The organism is Streptomyces sp. NPDC003247, from assembly GCF_042888135.1.
Taxonomy (GTDB): domain Bacteria; phylum Actinomycetota; class Actinomycetes; order Streptomycetales; family Streptomycetaceae; genus Streptomyces.
This window is the reverse complement of the sequence record NZ_JBIAPF010000001.1, coordinates 962,947-981,345: the sequence shown is the minus strand read 5'-3', so window position 1 is coordinate 981,345 and position 18,399 is coordinate 962,947. Positions and strand designations below refer to the sequence as shown.

Annotated in this window: 15 protein-coding genes; 6 read left to right on the top strand and 9 right to left on the bottom strand. The window is 75.2% G+C overall.

Annotation, left to right across the window (positions count from 1 at the left end):
* The first annotated feature begins 54 nt into the window (after positions 1-54).
* The 3 genes from ACFYWQ_RS04120 (at position 55) to ACFYWQ_RS04110 (ending at position 5,714) form a co-directional block, all read left to right on the top strand.
* Positions 55-2,712 (top strand): alpha/beta fold hydrolase, encoded by a 2,658-nt coding sequence (locus ACFYWQ_RS04120; protein ID WP_389512576.1) that lies wholly within the window; start codon positions 55-57, stop codon positions 2,710-2,712.
* Positions 2,709-3,572 carry an ABC transporter permease gene (locus tag ACFYWQ_RS04115; protein ID WP_389512572.1) on the top strand — a complete coding sequence of 288 codons (864 nt, stop codon included), beginning with the start codon at positions 2,709-2,711 and terminating at the stop codon, positions 3,570-3,572. Before ACFYWQ_RS04120 ends, ACFYWQ_RS04115 begins: the two co-directional genes overlap by 4 nt.
* Positions 3,573-3,791: 219 nt before the next feature.
* The gene (locus tag ACFYWQ_RS04110; RefSeq protein WP_389512570.1) at positions 3,792-5,714 is read left to right on the top strand and encodes an AMP-dependent synthetase/ligase; all 1,923 of its coding nucleotides are present in this window, start codon (positions 3,792-3,794) and stop codon (positions 5,712-5,714) included.
* Positions 5,715-5,777: 63 nt separating this feature from the next.
* Here ACFYWQ_RS04110 and ACFYWQ_RS04105 read toward each other — a convergent pair whose 3' ends face one another.
* Together ACFYWQ_RS04105 and ACFYWQ_RS04100 are read right to left on the bottom strand one after the other, a co-directional pair.
* Positions 5,778-6,185 (bottom strand): rodlin, encoded by a 408-nt coding sequence (locus ACFYWQ_RS04105; protein ID WP_389512568.1) that lies wholly within the window; start codon positions 6,183-6,185, stop codon positions 5,778-5,780.
* A gap of 325 nt (positions 6,186-6,510) precedes the next feature.
* Complete coding sequence (locus ACFYWQ_RS04100) at positions 6,511-6,921, bottom strand: rodlin (protein ID WP_389512566.1); 411 nt, start codon at positions 6,919-6,921, stop codon at positions 6,511-6,513.
* A gap of 227 nt (positions 6,922-7,148) precedes the next feature.
* Here ACFYWQ_RS04100 and ACFYWQ_RS04095 point away from each other — a divergent pair, with 227 nt between their 5' ends.
* Together ACFYWQ_RS04095 and ACFYWQ_RS04090 are read left to right on the top strand one after the other, a co-directional pair.
* Entirely contained in the window at positions 7,149-7,556 is a 408-nt protein-coding gene (locus ACFYWQ_RS04095; protein ID WP_389512564.1) for a rodlin, read from the top strand.
* 175 nt (positions 7,557-7,731) lie between these two features.
* Positions 7,732-8,634: a chaplin family protein gene (locus ACFYWQ_RS04090; protein WP_389512562.1), complete on the top strand. Its 903-nt coding sequence runs from the start codon at positions 7,732-7,734 to the stop codon at positions 8,632-8,634.
* A gap of 58 nt (positions 8,635-8,692) precedes the next feature.
* Here ACFYWQ_RS04090 and ACFYWQ_RS04085 read toward each other — a convergent pair whose 3' ends face one another.
* Positions 8,693-10,054: an ATP-grasp domain-containing protein gene (locus ACFYWQ_RS04085; protein WP_389512560.1), complete on the bottom strand. Its 1,362-nt coding sequence runs from the start codon at positions 10,052-10,054 to the stop codon at positions 8,693-8,695.
* Positions 10,055-10,188: 134 nt separating this feature from the next.
* On the opposite strand from ACFYWQ_RS04085, the gene ACFYWQ_RS04080 reads away from it, so the two are divergent.
* Entirely contained in the window at positions 10,189-11,406 is a 1,218-nt protein-coding gene (locus ACFYWQ_RS04080) for a glycoside hydrolase family 26 protein (protein ID WP_389512559.1), read from the top strand.
* Positions 11,407-11,434: 28 nt separating this feature from the next.
* On the opposite strand, the gene ACFYWQ_RS04075 is transcribed toward ACFYWQ_RS04080, so the two are convergent.
* From ACFYWQ_RS04075 to ACFYWQ_RS04050, 6 genes are read right to left on the bottom strand one after another with little or no spacing between them, the layout of a single operon-like run.
* Positions 11,435-12,592, bottom strand: coding sequence for a GNAT family N-acetyltransferase (locus tag ACFYWQ_RS04075; RefSeq protein WP_389512557.1), 1,158 nt, complete (start codon positions 12,590-12,592; stop codon positions 11,435-11,437).
* Positions 12,592-13,257: a lipopolysaccharide biosynthesis protein gene (locus ACFYWQ_RS04070; RefSeq protein WP_389512555.1), complete on the bottom strand. Its 666-nt coding sequence runs from the start codon at positions 13,255-13,257 to the stop codon at positions 12,592-12,594. The genes ACFYWQ_RS04075 and ACFYWQ_RS04070 overlap by 1 nt, the downstream gene beginning before the upstream one ends.
* Entirely contained in the window at positions 13,254-14,420 is a 1,167-nt protein-coding gene (locus ACFYWQ_RS04065; protein WP_389512553.1) for a glycosyltransferase, read from the bottom strand. Before ACFYWQ_RS04065 ends, ACFYWQ_RS04070 begins: the two co-directional genes overlap by 4 nt.
* Positions 14,417-15,157, bottom strand: coding sequence for a polysaccharide deacetylase family protein (locus ACFYWQ_RS04060; RefSeq protein WP_389512551.1), 741 nt, complete (start codon positions 15,155-15,157; stop codon positions 14,417-14,419). The genes ACFYWQ_RS04065 and ACFYWQ_RS04060 overlap by 4 nt, the downstream gene beginning before the upstream one ends.
* Positions 15,141-17,081: a murein biosynthesis integral membrane protein MurJ gene (gene murJ, locus ACFYWQ_RS04055; RefSeq protein ID WP_389512549.1), complete on the bottom strand. Its 1,941-nt coding sequence runs from the start codon at positions 17,079-17,081 to the stop codon at positions 15,141-15,143. Before murJ ends, ACFYWQ_RS04060 begins: the two co-directional genes overlap by 17 nt.
* The gene (locus ACFYWQ_RS04050; RefSeq protein WP_389512547.1) at positions 17,078-18,391 is read right to left on the bottom strand and encodes an O-antigen ligase family protein; all 1,314 of its coding nucleotides are present in this window, start codon (positions 18,389-18,391) and stop codon (positions 17,078-17,080) included. Before ACFYWQ_RS04050 ends, murJ begins: the two co-directional genes overlap by 4 nt.
* Between the last annotated feature and the right edge of the window lie 8 nt (positions 18,392-18,399).

Sequence of the window (18,399 nt, the reverse complement as noted above, 5' to 3'; positions counted from 1 at the left end):
GGTTCCGCCTCCGGTCGACATCTCCCCGACAGTTTCACCCCGTACCGTTGCAGCATGGATCTTCGACTGCCCCGGCTGCGGGGACTGCGGCGGTCGCGGCGGCTGGTGGCCGCCGCGGCCGCCGTCGTCGTTCTCGCTGGCGCCGGGACATGGACGGCCGTCGCCTCCGACGACCCGCCGCCCGTCAAGCGCAGTGACCGGGTGCTGGCCGTGGACGGGGTGCGCCTGGACACCTCGTACTTCACGTCCGGGACCGGCCGCCGCCCCGCCGTCCTGCTGGGGCACGGCTTCGGCGGGAGCAAGGACGACGTCCGGCAGCAGGCCGAGGAACTGGCCCGCGCCGGATACGCCGTGCTGACCTGGTCGGCGCGCGGCTTCGGCAGGTCCACCGGGAAGATCGGGCTGAACGACCCGCAGGGCGAGGTCGCCGACGTCTCGAAGCTGATCGACTGGCTGGCGAAGCGCCCCGAGGTCGAGCTAGACAAGGCCGGCGACCCGCGCGTGGGCATGACCGGTGCCTCCTACGGCGGCGCGATCTCCCTGCTGGGCGCCGGGTACGACGACCGGGTCGACGCCATCGCCCCGGCGATCACGTACTGGAACCTCGCGGACGCCCTGTTCCCCGACGGCGTCTTCAAGAAGCTGTGGGCCGGCATCTTCTTCAACACCGGTGGCGGCTGCGCCGCGTTCGAGCCCGCGCTGTGCGCGATGTACCAGCGGGTCGCCGAGTCCGGCGCGCCCGACGACGCCGCCCGCGCGGTGCTCCAGGAGCGTTCGCCGTCCGCCGTCGCCGACCGCATCGACGTCCCCACCCTCCTGATCCAGGGGCAGACCGACTCCCTCTTCACCCTCGCCCAGTCCGACGCCGCCGAGCAGGCGATCAGCGCCAACGGCGCCCCCGTCGACGTCGACTGGATCGCGGGCGGCCACGACGGCGGCGACCTGGAGACCGACCGGGTCCGGGCCCGCGTGACCTCCTGGTTCGACCGCTACCTCAAGGAGGACACGGCCGCCGACACCGGCCCGGCCTTCCGCGTCACCCGCACCCTCGGCACCGGCACCGGCACCGGCACCGGCGACGGCGAATCCCGCCTGACCGGAGCGAGCGCCGACACCTACCCCGGCCTCGGGAGCGCCCCCCGCTCCCTCGCCCTCAGCGGCCGTGAGCAGAGCGTCGACAATCCGGCCGGCGCCACCCCGCCCGCCGTGTCCGCCCTGCCCGGCCTCGGCGGCTCCGGCCTCTCCCAGCTGTCGAGTCTCGGCGTCAGTGTCTCCCTCGACTTCCCCGGCCAGTACGCGGCCTTCGAGACCGCCCCCGTCCGCGAGGACCTGCGGATCACCGGCTCGCCCACGGTCACCGTGCACGTGCAGTCCACCACCGACGACGCCGTCCTCTTCGCCAAGGTGTACGACGTCGGCCCCGGCGGCGGCGCCCAGCAGGTACTGCCCTCCCAGCTGGTCCAGCCCGTCCGGGTGGAGGGCGCCAAGGCCGGCAAGGACGTCACGGTCACCCTGCCCGCCATCGACCACGAGGTGGAGGACGGCCACCGGCTGCGCCTGGTCCTCGCCTCCACGGACCTCGGTTACGCCTCCCCGGCTGCCCCGGCGACGTACACGGTCTCCGTGAAGGGCGATCTGACGGTGCCGACGGCCCTGAGCGGCACGGACGCGGCGGCCCCGCTGCCCGCCCGCGTGTGGTGGCTCCCGCTCGCCGGCGCCGTCCTCGCCGCGGCGCTGCTGCTGACCGCCCGCCGCCGCACCACGGCGCCCGCCGCCCCCGACCCGGCCCTCGCCGACGTCCCCCTCCAGATCACCGGCCTGACCAAGCGGTACGCGAAGTCCGCCGACCGGTACGCGGTCGAGGACCTGTCCTTCCGCGTCGACAAGGGCCAGGTGCTCGGCCTGCTCGGCCCCAACGGCGCGGGCAAGACGACGACCCTGCGCATGCTGATGGGCCTGATCACCCCGGACGGCGGCGAGATCCGCGTCTTCGGCCACGCCATCGCGCCCGGCGCCCCGGTGCTGTCCCGCGTCGGCGCCTTCGTCGAGGGCGCGGGCTTCCTCCCGCACCTGTCCGGCCGGGAGAACCTGGAGCTGTACTGGCGGGCCACCGGCCGCCCGCCGCAGGACGCCCACCTGGACGAGGCCCTGGAGATCGCGGGCCTCGGCGACGCGCTCGCCCGCGCGGTCCGCACCTACTCGCAGGGCATGCGCCAGCGTCTCGCCATCGCCCAGGCCATGCTCGGCCTGCCCGACCTGCTCATCCTCGACGAGCCGACCAACGGCCTCGACCCGCCCCAGATCCGCGAGATGCGCGAGGTCATGATCCGCTACGCGGCGGCCGGCCGCACGGTGATCGTCTCCAGCCACCTGCTGTCCGAGGTCGAGCAGTCCTGCACCCACCTGGTGGTGATGGACCACGGGCGGCTCGTCCAGGCGGGCCCGGTCCGGGAGATCGTCGGCTCCGGCGACACCCTGCTCGTCGGCACCTCCGCGCCGGTGGACGAGCCCGTCGTCGAGAAGGTCGCCGCGCTGCCCGGCGTGGCCTCGGCCACCCGCGCCGACGACGGCCTGCTGGTCCGCCTGGACCCCGACGGCACCGCGTCCCGCCTGGTCGCCGACCTGGTCCGCCTGGAGGTCCCCGTGGAGTCGGTCGGCCCGCACCGCCGCCTCGAAGACGCCTTCCTCACCCTGATCGGAGACTCCGCATGAGCACGCTCACCGACCGCGCGGAGGTCGCCGACGGCTACCGCGCCGGCCGTACGCTGCCCGTCCGGGTCGAGCTGGTCCGGCAGCTGAAGCGGCGCCGCACGCTCGTCATGGGCGGCGTCCTGTTCGCCCTGCCGTTCGTGCTGCTCGTCGCCTTCCAGGTGGGCGGCGGTCCCGGCGCGGGCAACGACCAGGTGAGCCTGATGGACACCGCCACGCTGTCCGGCGCGAACTTCGCGGCGGTGAACCTCTTCGCCTCCGCGGGCTTCCTGCTGGTCATCCCCGTGGCCCTGTTCTGCGGCGACACCGTGGCGTCGGAGGCCGGCTGGTCCTCCCTGCGCTACCTCCTCGCCGCGCCCGTGCCTCGCGCCCGCCTGCTGTGGTCCAAGCTCGTCGTCGGACTCGGCCTCAGCCTGGCCGCGATGGTGCTGCTGCCGGTCGTCGCCCTCGCCGTCGGCACGGCCGCGTACGGCTGGGGGCCGCTGCAACTGCCCACCGGCGGTCTGCTGCCGGCGGGCACCGCCGCCCAGCGCCTGCTGATCACCGTCGCCTACCTCTTCGTCTCCCAACTGGTCACCGCCGCCCTCGCGTTCTGGCTCTCCACCCGCACCGACGCCCCGCTCGGCGCGGTCGGCGGCGCGGTGGGCCTGACCATCGTCGGCAACGTCCTCGACGAGGTCACCGCCCTCGGCGACTGGCGCGAACTCCTGCCCTCGCACTGGCAGTACGCCTGGCTCGACGCCGTCCAGCCGACGCTCCAGTGGACCGACATGATCCAGGGCGTCTCGGTGTCGGTGACGTACGCGCTCGTGCTGTTCGCCCTGGCCTTCCGGGGATTCGCCCGCAAGGACGTGGTGTCGTAGGGGGAGGCTCGCCCTACGGCCCCTACGGCCCCTACGGCCCCTACGGCCCCGACGCACAGTCGTACAGGCGCCGTGCCCGCTCGTCCGGACCGCCCCGGTCCGTGACGACCTCGGGCACGGCGCTCCGCCGTGTTGGCGCGGCACCCCTGGTGCAACTTCTTACTCGTGAGTAAGGTTCCGTCCACCGCCTGCCAGCCCCCTCTTCCCCCAGGAGCCGCCATGGGCATGCGCAAGGACCTGAAACGGGCCGCACGCCGTACCGATCTGGCCGCCCGCACCCACGTGGACCTCGTCAGGGACGGGACCGGCACCGTACGGGAGGCCCGCACCGCCCCCCTCGTCCCGCCCCTCACCGGCGGCAGCACCGCCGACCTGCCGTTCACCAACGCGGCCGAGGCCCCCGACGCCGTCGTCCTGCGCCGCAGGGACCCGGGCGGCGACTGGCGGCCGGTGACGGCGGCCGCCTTCGCCCGCGAGGTCACCGCCGTCGCCAAGGGACTGATCGCCGCCGGGCTGGAACCGGGCGGCCGCGTCGCGGTGATGTCCCGCACCCGCTACGAGTGGACCGTCCTGGACTTCGCGATCTGGGCGGCCGGCGGCCAGAGCGTGCCCGTCTACGCCACCTCCGCCGCGGCCCAGGTGGAGTGGATCGTCCGCGACTCCGGCGCCCGCTTCGTCGTCACCGAGACCGCGGCCGACACCGCCACGGTCACCACGGCCACGGCCGGCCACCCCGGCCCGCCCCGCGTCTGGGAACTGGACGCGGACGCCCTCACCGGCCTCACCGCCCTCGGCCGCGACCTCCCCGACGAGGAGGTCGCCAAACGCCGCGCCGCCCTCACCCCCGACACCCCCGCGACCCTCTGCTACACCTCCGGCACCACCGGCCGCCCCAAGGGCTGCGTCCTCACCCACGCCAACCTGCACGCCGAGGCCGCCAACACCCTCGAACTCCTCCACCCCGTCTTCCAGGAGGTCACCGGCCAGACCGCCTCCACCCTCCTCTTCCTCCCCCTGGCCCACATCCTCGGCCGCACCCTCCAGATCGCCTGTCTGACGGCCCGCATCGAGACCGGCCACTTCCCGAGCGTCAGGCCCGACGAACTCCGCCCCGCCCTCAGGGAGTTCCGCCCCACCTTCGTCGTCGGCGTGCCCTACCTCTTCGAGCGCATCCACGACACGGGCCGCGCCACCGCCGAGAAGATCGGCCGCGCCGCCTCCTTCGACCGCGCCGAACGCGTCGCCGTCCGCTTCGGCGAGGCCCACCTGCGCGGGTTCCTCGGCACCGGCCAGGGCCCCGGCCCCGGCCTCCGGGCCGCGTGGGCCCTGTACGACCTGCTGGTCTACCGCCGCATCCGCAAGGAGCTCGGCGGCCGCCTGCGCTACGCCATCAGCGGAGGCTCCCCCCTCGACCGCTCCCTCAGCCTCTTCTTCTACGCCGCCGGCATCATGGTCTACGAGGGCTACGGCCTCACCGAGACCACCGCCGCCGCCACCGTCGTACCCCCGCTGGGCCCCCGCCCGGGCACGGTCGGCCGCCCGGTCCCCGGCACGTCCGTCCGCATCGCCGACGACGGCGAGGTCCTCATCCGCGGCGGTGTGGTCTTCGGCGGCTACTGGAACGCCCCCGACGCCACGGACGCCGTCCTCACCGACGGCTGGTTCGCCACCGGCGACCTCGGCTCCCTCGACGGGGACGGCTACCTCACCATCACCGGCCGCAAGAAGGACCTCATCGTCACCTCCGGCGGCAAGAACGTCTCCCCGGCCGTCCTCGAGGACCGGCTGCGCAGCCGCACCCCGGTCGGCCAGTGCATGGTCGTCGGCGACAACCGCCCCTTCGTCGCCGCCCTGATCACCCTGGACCCCGACGCGGTCGCCCACTGGCTCGCCGTACGCGGACGCCCCGCCGACACCCCGCTCGCCGAGGTGATCCGCGACCCCCGGCTGCGCGCCGACGTCCAGAAGGCGGTCGACTACGCCAACGAGGCCGTCTCCCGCGCCGAGTCGATCCGCGCCTTCACCCTCGTCGAGGGCGAGTTCACCGAGGACAACGACCTCCTCACGCCCTCCCTGAAGGTCAAGCGCCACACCGTGGCGGCCCGCTACCGCGCGGAGATCGACGAGCTGTACGGCGCGTGACAGCACGACGGCGGGCCACCGGAGGAACCGGTGACCCGCCGCGGCGGTACGTCAGGCCGAGGATCAGCCGTTGCCCGTGCCGTTGCCCGCCAGGACGGAGATGTCGTCCAGGATGTGCGACAGCGGCTCGTCACCCTTGGCCTGGGTGCTGTTCTCGACGCACTGCTGGTTCTGCGCGGCCGACAGGACCGGGATGTCCTGGGCGCCGACGTTGATGAGCCCGACGAGGGACTGGGCGTTGACCTTGGCCGGCAGGCCGACGCACGGCTTGTTCAGCGAACCCTGCACCAGCGAGAGCTGCGGGCTCATGTCGCCGAACGTGGCCGAGTTGCCGAACGCCTGCGAGGCGCCGTTGCCGCTGGCGGACGTGGTGCCGCTGTCGTCACCGATGGCCAGGGCCGGCGACGCGGACGCGACCGCGAGACCGGCCATGGATGCGGCGACGGCAGCGGTGGCCCACAGCTTCTTCATGTTTTCGTTCCCTTCGAAAAGCGCACTCCCGACGAGGAGTTGCGTGATCGTCAACGGGCCGCGCCGTGCGGGGGTTTCGGACCGTACCCCGATCGGCGCAGCGCACCGGGCCGACGCCGCACGCCCCCCTCGCCGGTACGCGCACGCCCCTCCTCGCCGGTACGCGCACGCCCGCCGCGTCCCCTCGACGGACGCGGCGAGCAGAGACGTTTCTCTTCATCCGGGCACACAACGGAACGACGGGCCGCCGGTGGTCCGGCGGCCCGCCGAAGGGATGGGGCCGTCCCGAGGGCTCAGGGAACGCCCCCGTTCACCTCGTCCTGGCTCAGCCGTTGCCGTCGCCGTTGCCCGACAGGGCCGAGATGTCGTCCAGGATGTGCGACAGCGGCTCGTCGCCCTTCGCCTGGGTGCTGTTCTCGACGCACTGCTGGTTCTGCGGGGCCGACAGGATCGGGACGTCCTGCACGCCGATGTTGAGGAGCCCGACGAGGGACTGGGCGTTGGCCTTGGCCGGCAGGCCGATGCAGGGCTTGTTGAGGGAGCCCTGGATGAGCGCCATCTGCGGGCTCATGTTTCCGTACGTGGCCGAGTTGCCGAACGCCTGCGAGGCGCCGTTGCCGCTGGCGGACGTGGTGCCGCTGTCGTTGCCGATCGCGACCGCCGGGGCAGCGGCGGCGGCGGAGACGCCGACGACGGAGGCGGCGACCGCGGCGCCGGCCAGTACCTTCTTGATCACTTGCTAGTCCCTTCTGAAAAAACCCCGTCCACCGGAGCGCCCTGGTCAACTCCCCCCACCGTGGTTGGTTCCCCCCATTCACTCCGATGGCCCAGCGCGAACGGACGCCGGGGAATGTGCGGCTCCTATCGGGTGAAGCGCCGCAACCATTCCCGGAGTGCCGGGTTGAGTCGAGGCAGGTACATGGGTCCCGGCGTCGGAGCCGGGACGGGGAAAGGAAGAGCGAGATGCTGAAGAAGGCAATGGCCATGGCTGCGGTCGCCGTTTCCGCCGTCGGTGCGTCGGCGGCGGCCGCTCCTCAGGCGCTTGCCATCGGGGACGACAACGCCACGACCTCCGCCAGCGGCAACGGCGCCTCCCAGGCGTTCGGCAACTCGGCCACGTTCGGCGACAAGAGTCCGCAGCTCTCGCTGGTGCAGGGTTCGCTGAACAAGCTCTGCGTCGGCCTCCCGGCCAAGGTGGACCCCCAGTCCGTCCTCCTCCTCGACCTCGGTGTCCAGGACATCCCGGTCCTGTCGGCCGCGCAGAACCAGCAGTGCGCCGAGAACAGCACCCAGGCCAAGGGCGACGAGCCGCTGTCGCACATCCTGGACGACATCTCCGTCCTGGCGGGCAACGGCACGGGCAACGGCTGACGCCCGCGGCTCCCGGTCCGTCCGGCGGCCTTCTTCTCCCTGTTTCCGGCGACACGCGTGCATCCGACGGCGTGTCCCTCCCGGCCGTACGGCCGGACCCCTGGCCGGCCCTGGACCACCGTTCCGCGTCCCGAGGCCGGCCTTTCCCACTTCTTCAAGCAGGAAGACCACGAGATTGCGACAGACCCTGAGCAAGGGAGTGGTCGCGGCGGCCGCCGCGACGAGCATCCTGTCCCTGTGCGGCGGCGGTTCCGCACTCGCCGACACGCACGGGGACGGGGCCGCGAGGAACTCGCCCGGCGTCGCCTCGGGCAATGACATCCAGGTCCCGGTGACCGTCCCGGTGAACGCCTGCGGCAACTCGGTCGACGTCGTCGCCGCGCTGAACCCGGCCTTCGGCAACGTCTGCGCCACCACCTCCGACGCCGACAAGGACCGCGCCCGGCCCGGCGCACCCCACGGCCACGACGACAGCCACGGCTACGGCGCCTCCCACGGCCACGGCGACGACGACTCCGACGGCTACGGCTACGGCGACTCCGGTTACGGGGACGACGACTCCGGCTACGGCTACGGCTACGGGGACGACGACTCGGGGTACGGATCCACACCGCCCCCAGGGGGCGGGGATCACACGCCGCCTCCGGGGGACGGTGGCCACACGACTCCCCCTCCGGGCGACGGCGGTCACACGACCCCGCCCCCCGGCGACGGCGGTCACACGACCCCGCCTCCCGGCGACGGCGGTCACACCACCCCGCCTCCCGGCGACGGCGGTCACACCACCCCGCCTCCCGGCGACGGCGATCACACCACCCCGCCCCCGGGCGACGGCGATCACACCACCCCGCCCCCCGGCGACGACGGGCACACCACCCCGCCCCCCGGCGACGGGAACCACACCACCCCGCCCCCGGACGATGACGGTCGCACCACACCGCCCCGCACCGGGGGCGAGCCGCCCCAGCTGCCCCACACCGGCAGCGAGGGCCTGTGGACCGCCTCGGGGGCCAGTGTCGCGCTGGTCGCCGCCGGCGCGCTCCTGTACCGGCGGGGCAGGGTCGCCACGCGCCGGTGAACGCACGGGTGCCGGACACCCCGCGCCCGGCACCCGTACGCCTCACCCGCACACCCCGTCAGCCGGACGGGGGCGGCGGGACAGGGCCGTGCGTCAGCGCCGGGTCCTGGCCGTCGCTCGGGTCGGTCGGGTCCGGTGCACCCGGTGCACCGGACGGGCCGGTCACGGACGGCGGCGGCGGTGCCGTCCGACGGACGGCCCGGGCGGATGCGGCGGGGGTGCCGACCGGGCTGCCGACCGGGCCGAACCGGCGCAGGCGGCCCAGCAGGCGGCGGGCGACGTGGGCGGTCCACAGGCCCCACATCGCCAGGCCGGGAGCGGTGTCGTCACCGGCGTACCAGGCGAGTTCGCGGCCGTGCGGCGCCGGACGCAGGGCGGCCGGCAGCGCGTAGTTCTCCACCACGAACGACCGCCCCGGCCGCGGCTCCCCCTCCGGCAGCGGACGGTGGGTCAGGTCCAGGTGCTGGGCGCGTACGACGTCCAGTCCGGCGGTGTCGGCGAAGAGACGGAACTGGGCACCGGGGCGCGGGTTGAAGTCGAGCAGGTGGTAGCGGCCGCTCGCACCGCACCGGCGGAAGTCGAGGTCGAAGATGCCGCGGTAGCCCAGTGCGGCGGCGAGCCGCTCGGACTGCGCCTGGACCTGGGGGTTCGCGGTCCACTCGCCCACCGCTGTCAGTCCCGCTCCGCGCGGCCAGGAGCACAGCTTGCGCCCCGGACCGCCGCCGCGCACCCGCCCCGAGCGGTCGGCGTACCCGTGGAAGAACCAGTCGCCGTCGGGGCCGGGCGGCAGGAACTCCTGGAGCAGCAGCCGGCTGCCGGCCTCCTCGGAGCGCGCGTACAGGTCGCGCGCCTCCTGGGGGGAACGCACCACGACGGTGCTGCGCAGCCCCGAACCGGCCGGCAGCAGCCAGGGCCTGCTCCACTTCGCCACCACCGGCAGGCCGAGCCGCCGGACGGCGGAGGCGGCCTGCGCGGCGCTCTCCGGGACCACCGTGTCCGGGTGCGGCAGGTCCGCCGCCGCGCACAGCCCGGCCAGTTCCGCCTTGTCGGCGACCCGCTCGGGCAGCGTGCCGGGCTGCTGCGGCAGCAGGTAGGCGGGCGCCAGCTCCGCGCGCAGCCGGCTCACCGCGACCGCGCCCGCGTCGTCCATCGCGATCAGCACGGCGGGCCGCTCGATGCGGGCCGCCACCCCCAGCAGTACGGCGGCGATGTCGGCGGGGGAGGCGCCGGGCGGCGGCGGGGGATGCAGCCGGTGCGCGAAACGGGACCTGCGCAGGGGACTGCCCGTCACATCGGCGACGACGTGGACGTCGACCCCGGCTCTGCCGAGCGAGCGCACCGCCCCCAGCGTTCCGTGGTGAAAGGGGTTCCGGTCGATCCGCAGCAGTACGGCGGGGACGCGGGTGTCGAGCAGCGACACGGGCTCTTCCTTCGGTTCGGTTCACCGGTGCGGACGATCAGGGCACTCGAAAGCCGTAACGGCGGTGGCGGGCTTCCTTCGCGTGTGACTCTCATATGACTGTGTGTCGGCCACACGTGGAGGGAGGAGCAGGCATGACCCCACAGCGACGACGCGTCCGGTCGCGGCGACCGGTCGTCGTGGCGGCGGCCGTCGTGGTGGCGGCGGCGCTCGCGACCGGTTCCGGATGCACCGCGGGCGCGGGACCGGACGCGGGGTCGGGCGGCCGGCCGGTGCGGGCCGCCGGAGCTGCCGTTTCCCGGCCGGCCGCCGGGGGGAAGCCCGCGCCCGCCGCCGTCGCGCGTCCCGCCGATCCCGGCCCCGCCTTCGGCGCCTACCTCGACTACGGCCCCCGGGGCGTGGCCCGGATGGCGCTGCTCAGCCAGTGGCTGGGCGGCGCCGACCTGCGGGTCGGCCACACCTACCTGCCGGGCGACCGGTGGAGCAACATCGAGGGCCGCTCCGGGTTCCTCGGCGCGTGGGCGGACTGGCGGCGCGAGCGGAGCGACCGGATGCTCGTCCTCAACGTCCCCATGCTGGAGCGCAACGAGGAGGGCCTGCCGGACTCCGAGGTGCGCACGCTGCTGCGGCAGGGCGCGGCCGGACGGTTCGACCACCACTTCCGCGCGCTGGCCGAACGGCTGGTCGCCCTGGGGGTGCCGGACACGGTGATCGTGCTCGGCTGGGAGATGAACGGCGTCACGTACACCCATCGCTGCGGACCGGACCCCGAGGCGTGGCAGGCGTACTGGCGGCGGATCGTCACCGCCGTGCGGGCCGTGCCCGGGCAGCGCTTCCGATTCGACTTCACACCGAGCCGCGGGCGGGACGCCGTCCCGTGGACCCGCTGCTACCCGGGGGACGCCACGGTCGACATCGTCGGCATGGACTCCTACGACCAGCCGGCCGGCCGCTCGTTCGACGAGCAGGTGACGGAACCGTACGGGCTCCGGTTCCACGTCGACTTCGCGAAGAGCCACGGCAAAGCCCTCTCGTACCCCGAGTGGGGACTGTTCCGCAACGGTGACAACCCCGAGTACATGCGGCGGATGCTCGACTGGATGGACCGGCACCGGCCCCTGTACAACACGCTGACCGACTACTGCCCGCACGGTGTGTGGCAGTGCGCGCTCAACCCCCGGGCGTCGCGGGTCTACCGCTCGGTGCTCTTCGGCCGCACCGACGGGCCGGCCGGGCCGACGGCACCGCGGCCCCCGGGGAGCTGCCCGCCGCTGGGCCTCGGCGGCTGGATCGAGCACTGGATCGGCGGCCGGCCCTGCGTCCGCCCCGACCGGTGGCCGCGCGTCCGCTGACCGGCCCGCCCGCGGCGGCGGGCCCGCGTCAGCTCCCGCCGCCACCGGCACGCCGTTCACCCCCCTGGTGCGCCGTGTGCCCCCCGTCCGCCGCGGCGTCCTTGCGCTCCTCCCAGCGGCGCAGCAGCTCCTTGCCCCGCCGGCGCGCGGCCACGTCGCACACCACGGCCGACATCAGCGGGGCCGTGGGCCGGCGGGCGAGCAGCAGCCGCTGGTTGACGACCGGCTCGGGACGCCAGTGGTGCTTGTACGGCTCGTTGCCGCGCAGCAGGCTCAGCGTGCCGCGCCCGCCGTCGCGGCTGTGCTCGCAGCACGCGTCGAGCAGCATCACCGCCACGTCCGCCTTGCGCTCCCGCAGCCGCGGATGGGCGCCGTACAGGTAGCCGCCCGCCAGCCGGTGGGAGAGCAGCGTCAGGTCGACGGCGACCACGTCGTCGTCGAGCCGGAACTCGGTGACCACCGCGTCCCCCGAGCGCACCATCGGACCGACGGAGCGCACCAGGTGCTCGGAGAACCGGGCCTGGAGGTGTTCGCCCGTCACCTTCCGGCCCTGCCACTGCAACCGGTGCAGGTCGAGCAGGCGCCGCAGCGCCGGGTCCACCTCGTCGCCGCGGACGACCTGGCGTTCCACGCCGAGCGCGGTCAACTTGCGCAGCTTGGCCCGCACCCGCTGGGCCTTCGCCGAGGGCAGCCGGGCCACCAGTTCGTCCATCGGGACGGCCGGCAGTTCCAGGCACACCGAGTCGCTCACCCGTCGGCGCGGTCCGTGCCAGCGCTCGTACACCCGCTCCGCCGCGCCGCCCGGCCGGACCTCGCGGAAGTCGATCAGCGCGGTGCGGGCGACGGCCTCGAGACCCTCGGTGAGCGCGGCGACGGCCCGCTCCCCGTGCTCGTCGTCGACCAGCACGTCCCCGTAGTCGGAGATCGCCCCGCCGAGCGGCACCAGCGCGGGCAGCGGTCCGCGGACGGCCATCAGCGGGGCGGCCGCGACGAGCTCGCCGCCGGAGCGCACCAGCAGCAGCCGCAGCCGGCCGCGCCTGCCGTACGACAGCCACCACGAGTGCAGCCAGGCGTGGCTCTGGAACGGGGTGGCCGTCCCGCACCGCCGGTACAGCCGCCCCCAGACGGGTGCGAGGGCGGCGAACTCCTCCTCGTCGGTGACGAGTTCGGTGGTGTACGCCGGCATCACGGCGCTGGGCGGGCGTCGGCGGCGACGGTCGGTCCGGGTACGGCGGCGGTACGGCCGGACTGCTCCCGGTCGCCCCTGGGCCGCACGAGCAGGGCCAGCGCGCCGAGCAGTCCGCCCGCGCTCGCGCCGACCAGCCCGGTCACCGCGGGGGACGCCGACGACGGCTCGGCCGGCTCGACCGCCCGGGCGAACTGCTGGAGTTCGACGTGGGTGGTGGCCTGGGAGTCCCTGGCGTGCCGGGTCAGGGCGCGGGAGACCGCGTTGGCCATGTCGGCGGCCGTGTCGGCGCGTGAGGACGTCCCCGTGATCGCGACCATCGGGGCGTCCGGCGAGGTCGCCGTCCGTACGCCGCTTTGCAGCGTCTCCACCGGCACGCCCGCCCACACCTGCGCGTCCCCGAGCACCGCGAGCTGGGTGGCGACCCGGCCGTAGGCCTGCGCGAAGCCCAGGGCGGACGCGGTGTCGGACTGCTCCGTCGGTACGGCGACGACGTAGGCCGTGGCCGAGTAGACGGGCGGCTGGAGGACGCCGTACGCGGCGCCGAGGAGGCCGCCGGCGAGGGTGCCGGCGGCGACCAGGGACCACGGCGGGAGCGCCCTGACGCGGTGCGCGGGGCCGGACGGCCGGTGCTGCCGGTGCGGCCGGGCGGAGGTCTCGGTCATGACGGAGTGACTCCCTGAGGTGAGGGGGACGACGGGGCCGGCAGGGGCTGCCGGGACAGGGTGGCCGCGTACACGTCCATGAGCCGGGCGGCACTGCGGGCGATGTCGTAGTGGCGGGCGGCCTCGGGCGCGGTGCGCGGGCGCGGCCCCCGCGCGCGCGTCTCGGCCAGCGCCCGCGCGAACGCCGCCGCGCCGCCGGTCACGCGGCGTGCGCCGGGCGCGGTGTGCGCGGGCAGGTCCTCGACCGCGGGGCAGGAGGCGTACACCACGGGCAGACCGCAGGCGAGCGCCTCCACGACCGCCAGGCCGAACGACTCCTCCGGGGACGGCGAGACGAGCACGTCGATCGCGCAGGCGAGGGAGGGCAGGTCGGGGCCGGGGCCGCCGTCGGGGAGGTAGGGGAGTTCACCCGTGAACAGGACGCGGTCGGCGACCCCGGCCTCCCGGGCGGTGCGGCGCAGCGCGTCCTTTTCGGGGCCGGCCCCGACCAGCAGCAGCCGGTGGTCGGCGGGGAGCGCGGCCAGGGCGCGGACGGCGACGTCCAGGCGTTTGCCGGGGTGCAGGCGGCCGACCGCGCCGACGACGTGGGCGTGGTCCGGCAGGCCGAGCCGGCGGCGGACGAGGTGGCGCCGGGCCGGGTCGAAGCGGAAGCGGGCCAGGTCGATGCCGTTGGGGACGACCTGGACGCGGGCGGCGGGGACGCCCCAGCGCACGAGGCGGCCGGCGACCGCGGGGGAGACGGCGACGGTGGCCCGGCCCAGGCGCTCGCCGGCGAGGTAGAGGGCGCGGACGCCCGCGGTGAGCGGACGGCCCTCCAGCCGGGACTCGTTCAGGGAGTGCTCGGTGGCGACGATCGCGCGCACGCCCGCGAGCCGCGCGGCGAGACGGCCGTACAGACAGGCCCGGTACAGGTGGGTGTGGACGAGGTCGTAGCCGCCGGAGCGGATCAGGCCGGTCAGGCGGGGCAGGGCGGACAGGTCGCGGTTGCCGGCCATGCCGAGGTGGACCACGCGCACCCCGTCCGCGGTCAGCCCGTCGGCCACCGCCCCCGGGTTGGTCAGCGTCACGACGTCGCAGTCGGCCGGCAGGTGCCGCAGCATCAGCCGCAGTTGCTGCTCGGCGCCGCCCACGCCGAGCCCCGTGATGATGTGCAGCACCTTCACCGCAGCCCCTCCACGGGCCGTCGGCGCAGCCGGTGCAGCCGGTACTTGAGGAACAGGCGCGGCGCGGTGTCGTTCTGTCCGACGTGGACGCGGGGGAGGGTGAGCGGGCCGTTCAGCGGGCCGGGGTCGATCGCGCAGGCGTAGGCGTACCCGGCGTCGCGTACGGCGTCCACGGCCCGCCGGTCGACGGTCCCGTAGGGGTAGCAGAAGCCGTCGGGTTCCGTGCCGAGCAGCTCGGCGAGCGCGGCCCGGCTGCCGGCGGTCTCCGCCTTCAGGGTGAGGTCGTCGGCCCGGGTCAGGTCGACGTGGGTCAGGCCGTGCGAGCCGATCTCGACGCCCTCGGCGGCCGCCCGCCGGACGCCGTCGGCGGTCAGCAGCGGTCTGCGCGGGCCCAGCGGGTCCCAGGCGTTGTCGCCGCCGAGCCGGCCGGGCAGCACGAACAGGGTGGCGGTGCAGCCGTGGCGGCGCAGCACGGGAAGGGCGCCGGTGAGGAAGTCGGCGTACCCGTCGTCGAAGGTGAGGCCGATCAGGCCGCGGCCCCCGCCCCGGGCGCGCGCGGCGAGCAGCTCGGCCACGGACACGCCCCGCAGGCCGCGCCGCGACAGCCAGAGCAGCTGCCGCTCCAGCCGCTCGGGGGTGACCGTGATGCGGTACGGGTCGTCGGAGCAGTCGCCCACGGAGTGGTACATCGCCACCCAGGGGACGGGGCCGGGGGCGGCCTCAACGGGAACGGACATACGGCAGCCTTCGGATCGCGGAACGGACGGAACTCGAAGCGGTGGCGATGCCCCGGTCGCCCAGGGCCCAGCCGATCAGGACGAAGACGGCGGCCGCGGTGAGCGTTCCGGCGGCGAGGCCGGGAAGGGGGCCGGTGATCCCGTCCGCCACCAGCGTTCCGGCGAGCGTCGCGGCCACGGCCGCCCGCAGCGGCCGGCTCAGGTCGCGCAGCACGAGCCGGACGCGGACCGGCACCGTGCGCGGGCCCGTCCCGGCCAGCAGCACCAGCGCGGTGACGGTGATGCCGGCCGCGTTGGCGGCGGCGATCCCGTACACGCCGAAGGGCCGTACGGCCGACGCGCCCAGGACGCAGGTGACGACGATCCCGACGGTCATCGCGCCGAACGGGTACCAGGACGGGCGGGCGCCCGAGAAGTACGAGCGGGCCAGCGCGCCGACCAGGGTCTGGCCGAGCAGCCCCAGCGCGTACACCCGCATCACCCCGGCCGTCGCCGCCGTGTCCCGGGCGGTGAACGCGCCCCGCTGGAAGAGCAGTTCGATGATCTGCGGCGCGCAGGCGACGACCGTGGCCGTGCCGAGCAGCACCACGCACGCGGCGAGCGCCACGTCGCGCTCCACGCGGTCCCGGGCCCGCTCGGTGTCGCCCTCGGCGAGCGCCCGCGCCACCACCGGGAACGTCACCGTGCACAGCATCAGCGAGAGGATCATCGGCATCTGCGCGACCTTCTGCGCGTAGTTCAGGTGCGAGATCGCCCCGGACGGCAGGTGCGAGGCGAGGAACCGCTCCACGAGGACCTGCGACTGCCGGCAGAGCGCGAACAGCAGCACGGTCGCCACGACGGCCGTACCGAGCGGCCGCGGCTCCTCACCGCCCGCCTCCGGCACCCCGGCCGGACGCCTCCTCAACCGCCCTACTAGCGAAGGCAGTTGAACGACGACCATCAGGCACCCGCCGACCGCGACGCCGACCGCCGCCGACCGCACCCCCCACCGCCCGGCGAGGACGAACATCCCCGTCACGATGCCGACGTTGTACGCCACGTAGATCGCGGCCGGTGCCACGAACCGCCGGTGCGCGCGCAGGGCCGCGCTGCAGTACCCGGCGAGCCCGAAGCTCACCACGCAGGTGGCGGTGAGCCGGGTGCAGTCGACGGCGAGCCGGGGGTCGGGCAGGCCGGGCGCGAGGACCTCGACCAGCTGGGGGGCGAGGAGCACGACGAGGACGCCTACCGCGACGAACGCCGCCGACAGGCGCGGGAGCGTCCCGGCGACCAGGGCGCGGACCGGATCGCCGGGAACCCCCTGGGCGCGCCGGGCCAGGGCCACGCTGAACGCCGGGATCAGCGCGAACGCCAGCCCGTCCTCGATGAGCAGCGTCGCCGCGAACTCGGGCACGGTCCACGCCACGAGGAACGCGTCCGTGTCGCTGCCCGCCCCGAACAGCCGGGCCAGCGCCTGGTCGCGCACCAGCCCCAGCAGCGACCCGGCGACCGACAGCACGGCGGTGACGAGAGCGGCCTTGGCGAGGAACCGCCGTGAGGGAGCGGGGAGTTCGGGGTCCGCGGTCCCGGCCCCGGACCGCCCGGCGCCTCCCACGGACGGCGCGACGGCACCGCGGTCCGCCGGACTGCGGCCGACCGTGCCGGTGCCGGTGCCGGTGCCGGTGCCGGTCGGGCGGCGGTCGGCCGGGCTGCTGCCGGCCGTGCCGCTGTCCGCCGTGCCGCCGTCACTCACACCGCCGTCCGCCGGGCCGCTGCCGGCCGCGCCGCCGCTGGCCGGGCGGCTGTCCGCCGTGCCGCCGTCAGCCGCCCCGCCGTCCGCCACACCGCCGTCCGCCGTGTCCTGGTGCGCCCCACCGTCCGCGTGCGCGGGGTCCTGCGCGTGGCCGTCCGCGCGGGGGGCGCGGGAAGGCGTCACCGTCATCGGGCGAGCGCCTCCTCGCGCCCGTCGCCGCCGACCAGGGCCCACCAGGCCGCGAGCCCCAGGCACACGGCGGTCAGCACGGTCGAGGGCCCGCCGATGTCGGCGTACAGGAAGTCGGTGAGCTGCCAGAGCAGCAGACCGCAGGCGACGAGGGCGCAGTCGGGCCCGGGGGCGCCGGCCCGGCGCACCCGTGCCCAGCCGCGCACCGCGCACACCAGCAGGGCCAGCCAGCCGCCCGCCAGCCCGAGCAGTCCGACGAGTCCCTGCTCCCCGAGGATCAGCAGGTACATGTTGTGCGGGGAGAGCAGCGGCTGCCTGCGGAAGCCGGCGCCGGCGCCGTCGGTGTCGCTGCCCGCGGACAGGGCCACCGAGGCGTGCGCGTCCCGGTTCTCGGGGAAGCCCTTCAGGCCGACGCCGGTGAGCGGCCGGTCGCGCCACATGCCGGCCGCGGCCGCCCACATGGTGTACCGGTCGGTGACCGACTGGTCGGGGGCGTCCGCGACCCGGGTGATGCTGCCGACGCGCTCCTGGAGCATCGCCGAGCCCACGCCGAAGCCGCCGACCAGGACGATCCCGGCGGCGACGGCGACCGCGCCCACCGTCAGCGCCCGCCGCACCCCGGCCAGCGCGAGCTGCGCCGAACAGGCCACCGCCGCCGCGATCCACGCGCCCCGGCTGAAGGACAGCGCGAGGGGCAGGAGCAGGCCGAGGGCGCAGGCGGTGGCGATCGCCCGCTGCCGTACGGGGGCCCGGCCGAGCGCCAGCCCCACCGCGCAGACCAGGCCGAAGGACACGACCGTCGCCATGCCCATCACGTCCTGCGGCCCGAAGGTGCCGACCGCCCGGATCGTCTCGCCCTGGTAGGAGGCGCCGGTCCCGGTGGCGAACTGGTGGACCCCGACCGCGCCCTGCCACCCCGCGAGCCCCACGAACGACCAGGCCAGCAGCCGGAAGTCGGACCGGTCGCGGATCAGCAGCAGCACCGCCGCGGGGACCAGGACGAAGATCTGGAGGTAGCGGCCCAGGCCGGTGATCCCGGCCCCCGGCGAGGACGCGCCCGCCGCCGCGAGCGCGAGCCCGACGACGGGGAGCCCGAGGACCACCGCCGCGGTACGGGACAGGGGGCGCCGCCGCTGCCGCAGCAGCCGGACCGCGCAGTACAGCACCACCAGCGCGGACAGCGCGTCGGCCGGACCGGCGCCGCCCTCGCCGCCGGGGGAGACCGGCAGCGCGAGCAGGGCCACCACGGCGACGACGGGCAGCACCGGCGACAGCGTCCGGGCGCGGGGCAGGGACAGGGCGAGGCTCATCGGACGGT

Bases quoted from the DNA above. Each gene is read 5' to 3' on its own strand.
- ACFYWQ_RS04110 (WP_389512570.1), top strand. From the start codon at position 3,792: ATGGGCATGCGCAAGGACCTGAAACGGGCCGCACGCCGTACCGATCTG.
- ACFYWQ_RS04105 (WP_389512568.1), bottom strand. From the start codon at position 6,185: ATGAAGAAGCTGTGGGCCACCGCTGCCGTCGCCGCATCCATGGCCGGT.
- ACFYWQ_RS04070 (WP_389512555.1), bottom strand. From the start codon at position 13,257: ATGACCGAGACCTCCGCCCGGCCGCACCGGCAGCACCGGCCGTCCGGC.
- ACFYWQ_RS04120 (WP_389512576.1), top strand. From the start codon at position 55: ATGGATCTTCGACTGCCCCGGCTGCGGGGACTGCGGCGGTCGCGGCGG.
- ACFYWQ_RS04050 (WP_389512547.1), bottom strand. From the start codon at position 18,391: ATGAGCCTCGCCCTGTCCCTGCCCCGCGCCCGGACGCTGTCGCCGGTG.
- ACFYWQ_RS04060 (WP_389512551.1), bottom strand. From the start codon at position 15,157: ATGTCCGTTCCCGTTGAGGCCGCCCCCGGCCCCGTCCCCTGGGTGGCG.
- ACFYWQ_RS04080 (WP_389512559.1), top strand. From the start codon at position 10,189: ATGACCCCACAGCGACGACGCGTCCGGTCGCGGCGACCGGTCGTCGTG.
- ACFYWQ_RS04075 (WP_389512557.1), bottom strand. From the start codon at position 12,592: ATGCCGGCGTACACCACCGAACTCGTCACCGACGAGGAGGAGTTCGCC.
- murJ (WP_389512549.1), bottom strand. From the start codon at position 17,081: ATGACGGTGACGCCTTCCCGCGCCCCCCGCGCGGACGGCCACGCGCAG.
- ACFYWQ_RS04115 (WP_389512572.1), top strand. From the start codon at position 2,709: ATGAGCACGCTCACCGACCGCGCGGAGGTCGCCGACGGCTACCGCGCC.
- ACFYWQ_RS04095 (WP_389512564.1), top strand. From the start codon at position 7,149: ATGCTGAAGAAGGCAATGGCCATGGCTGCGGTCGCCGTTTCCGCCGTC.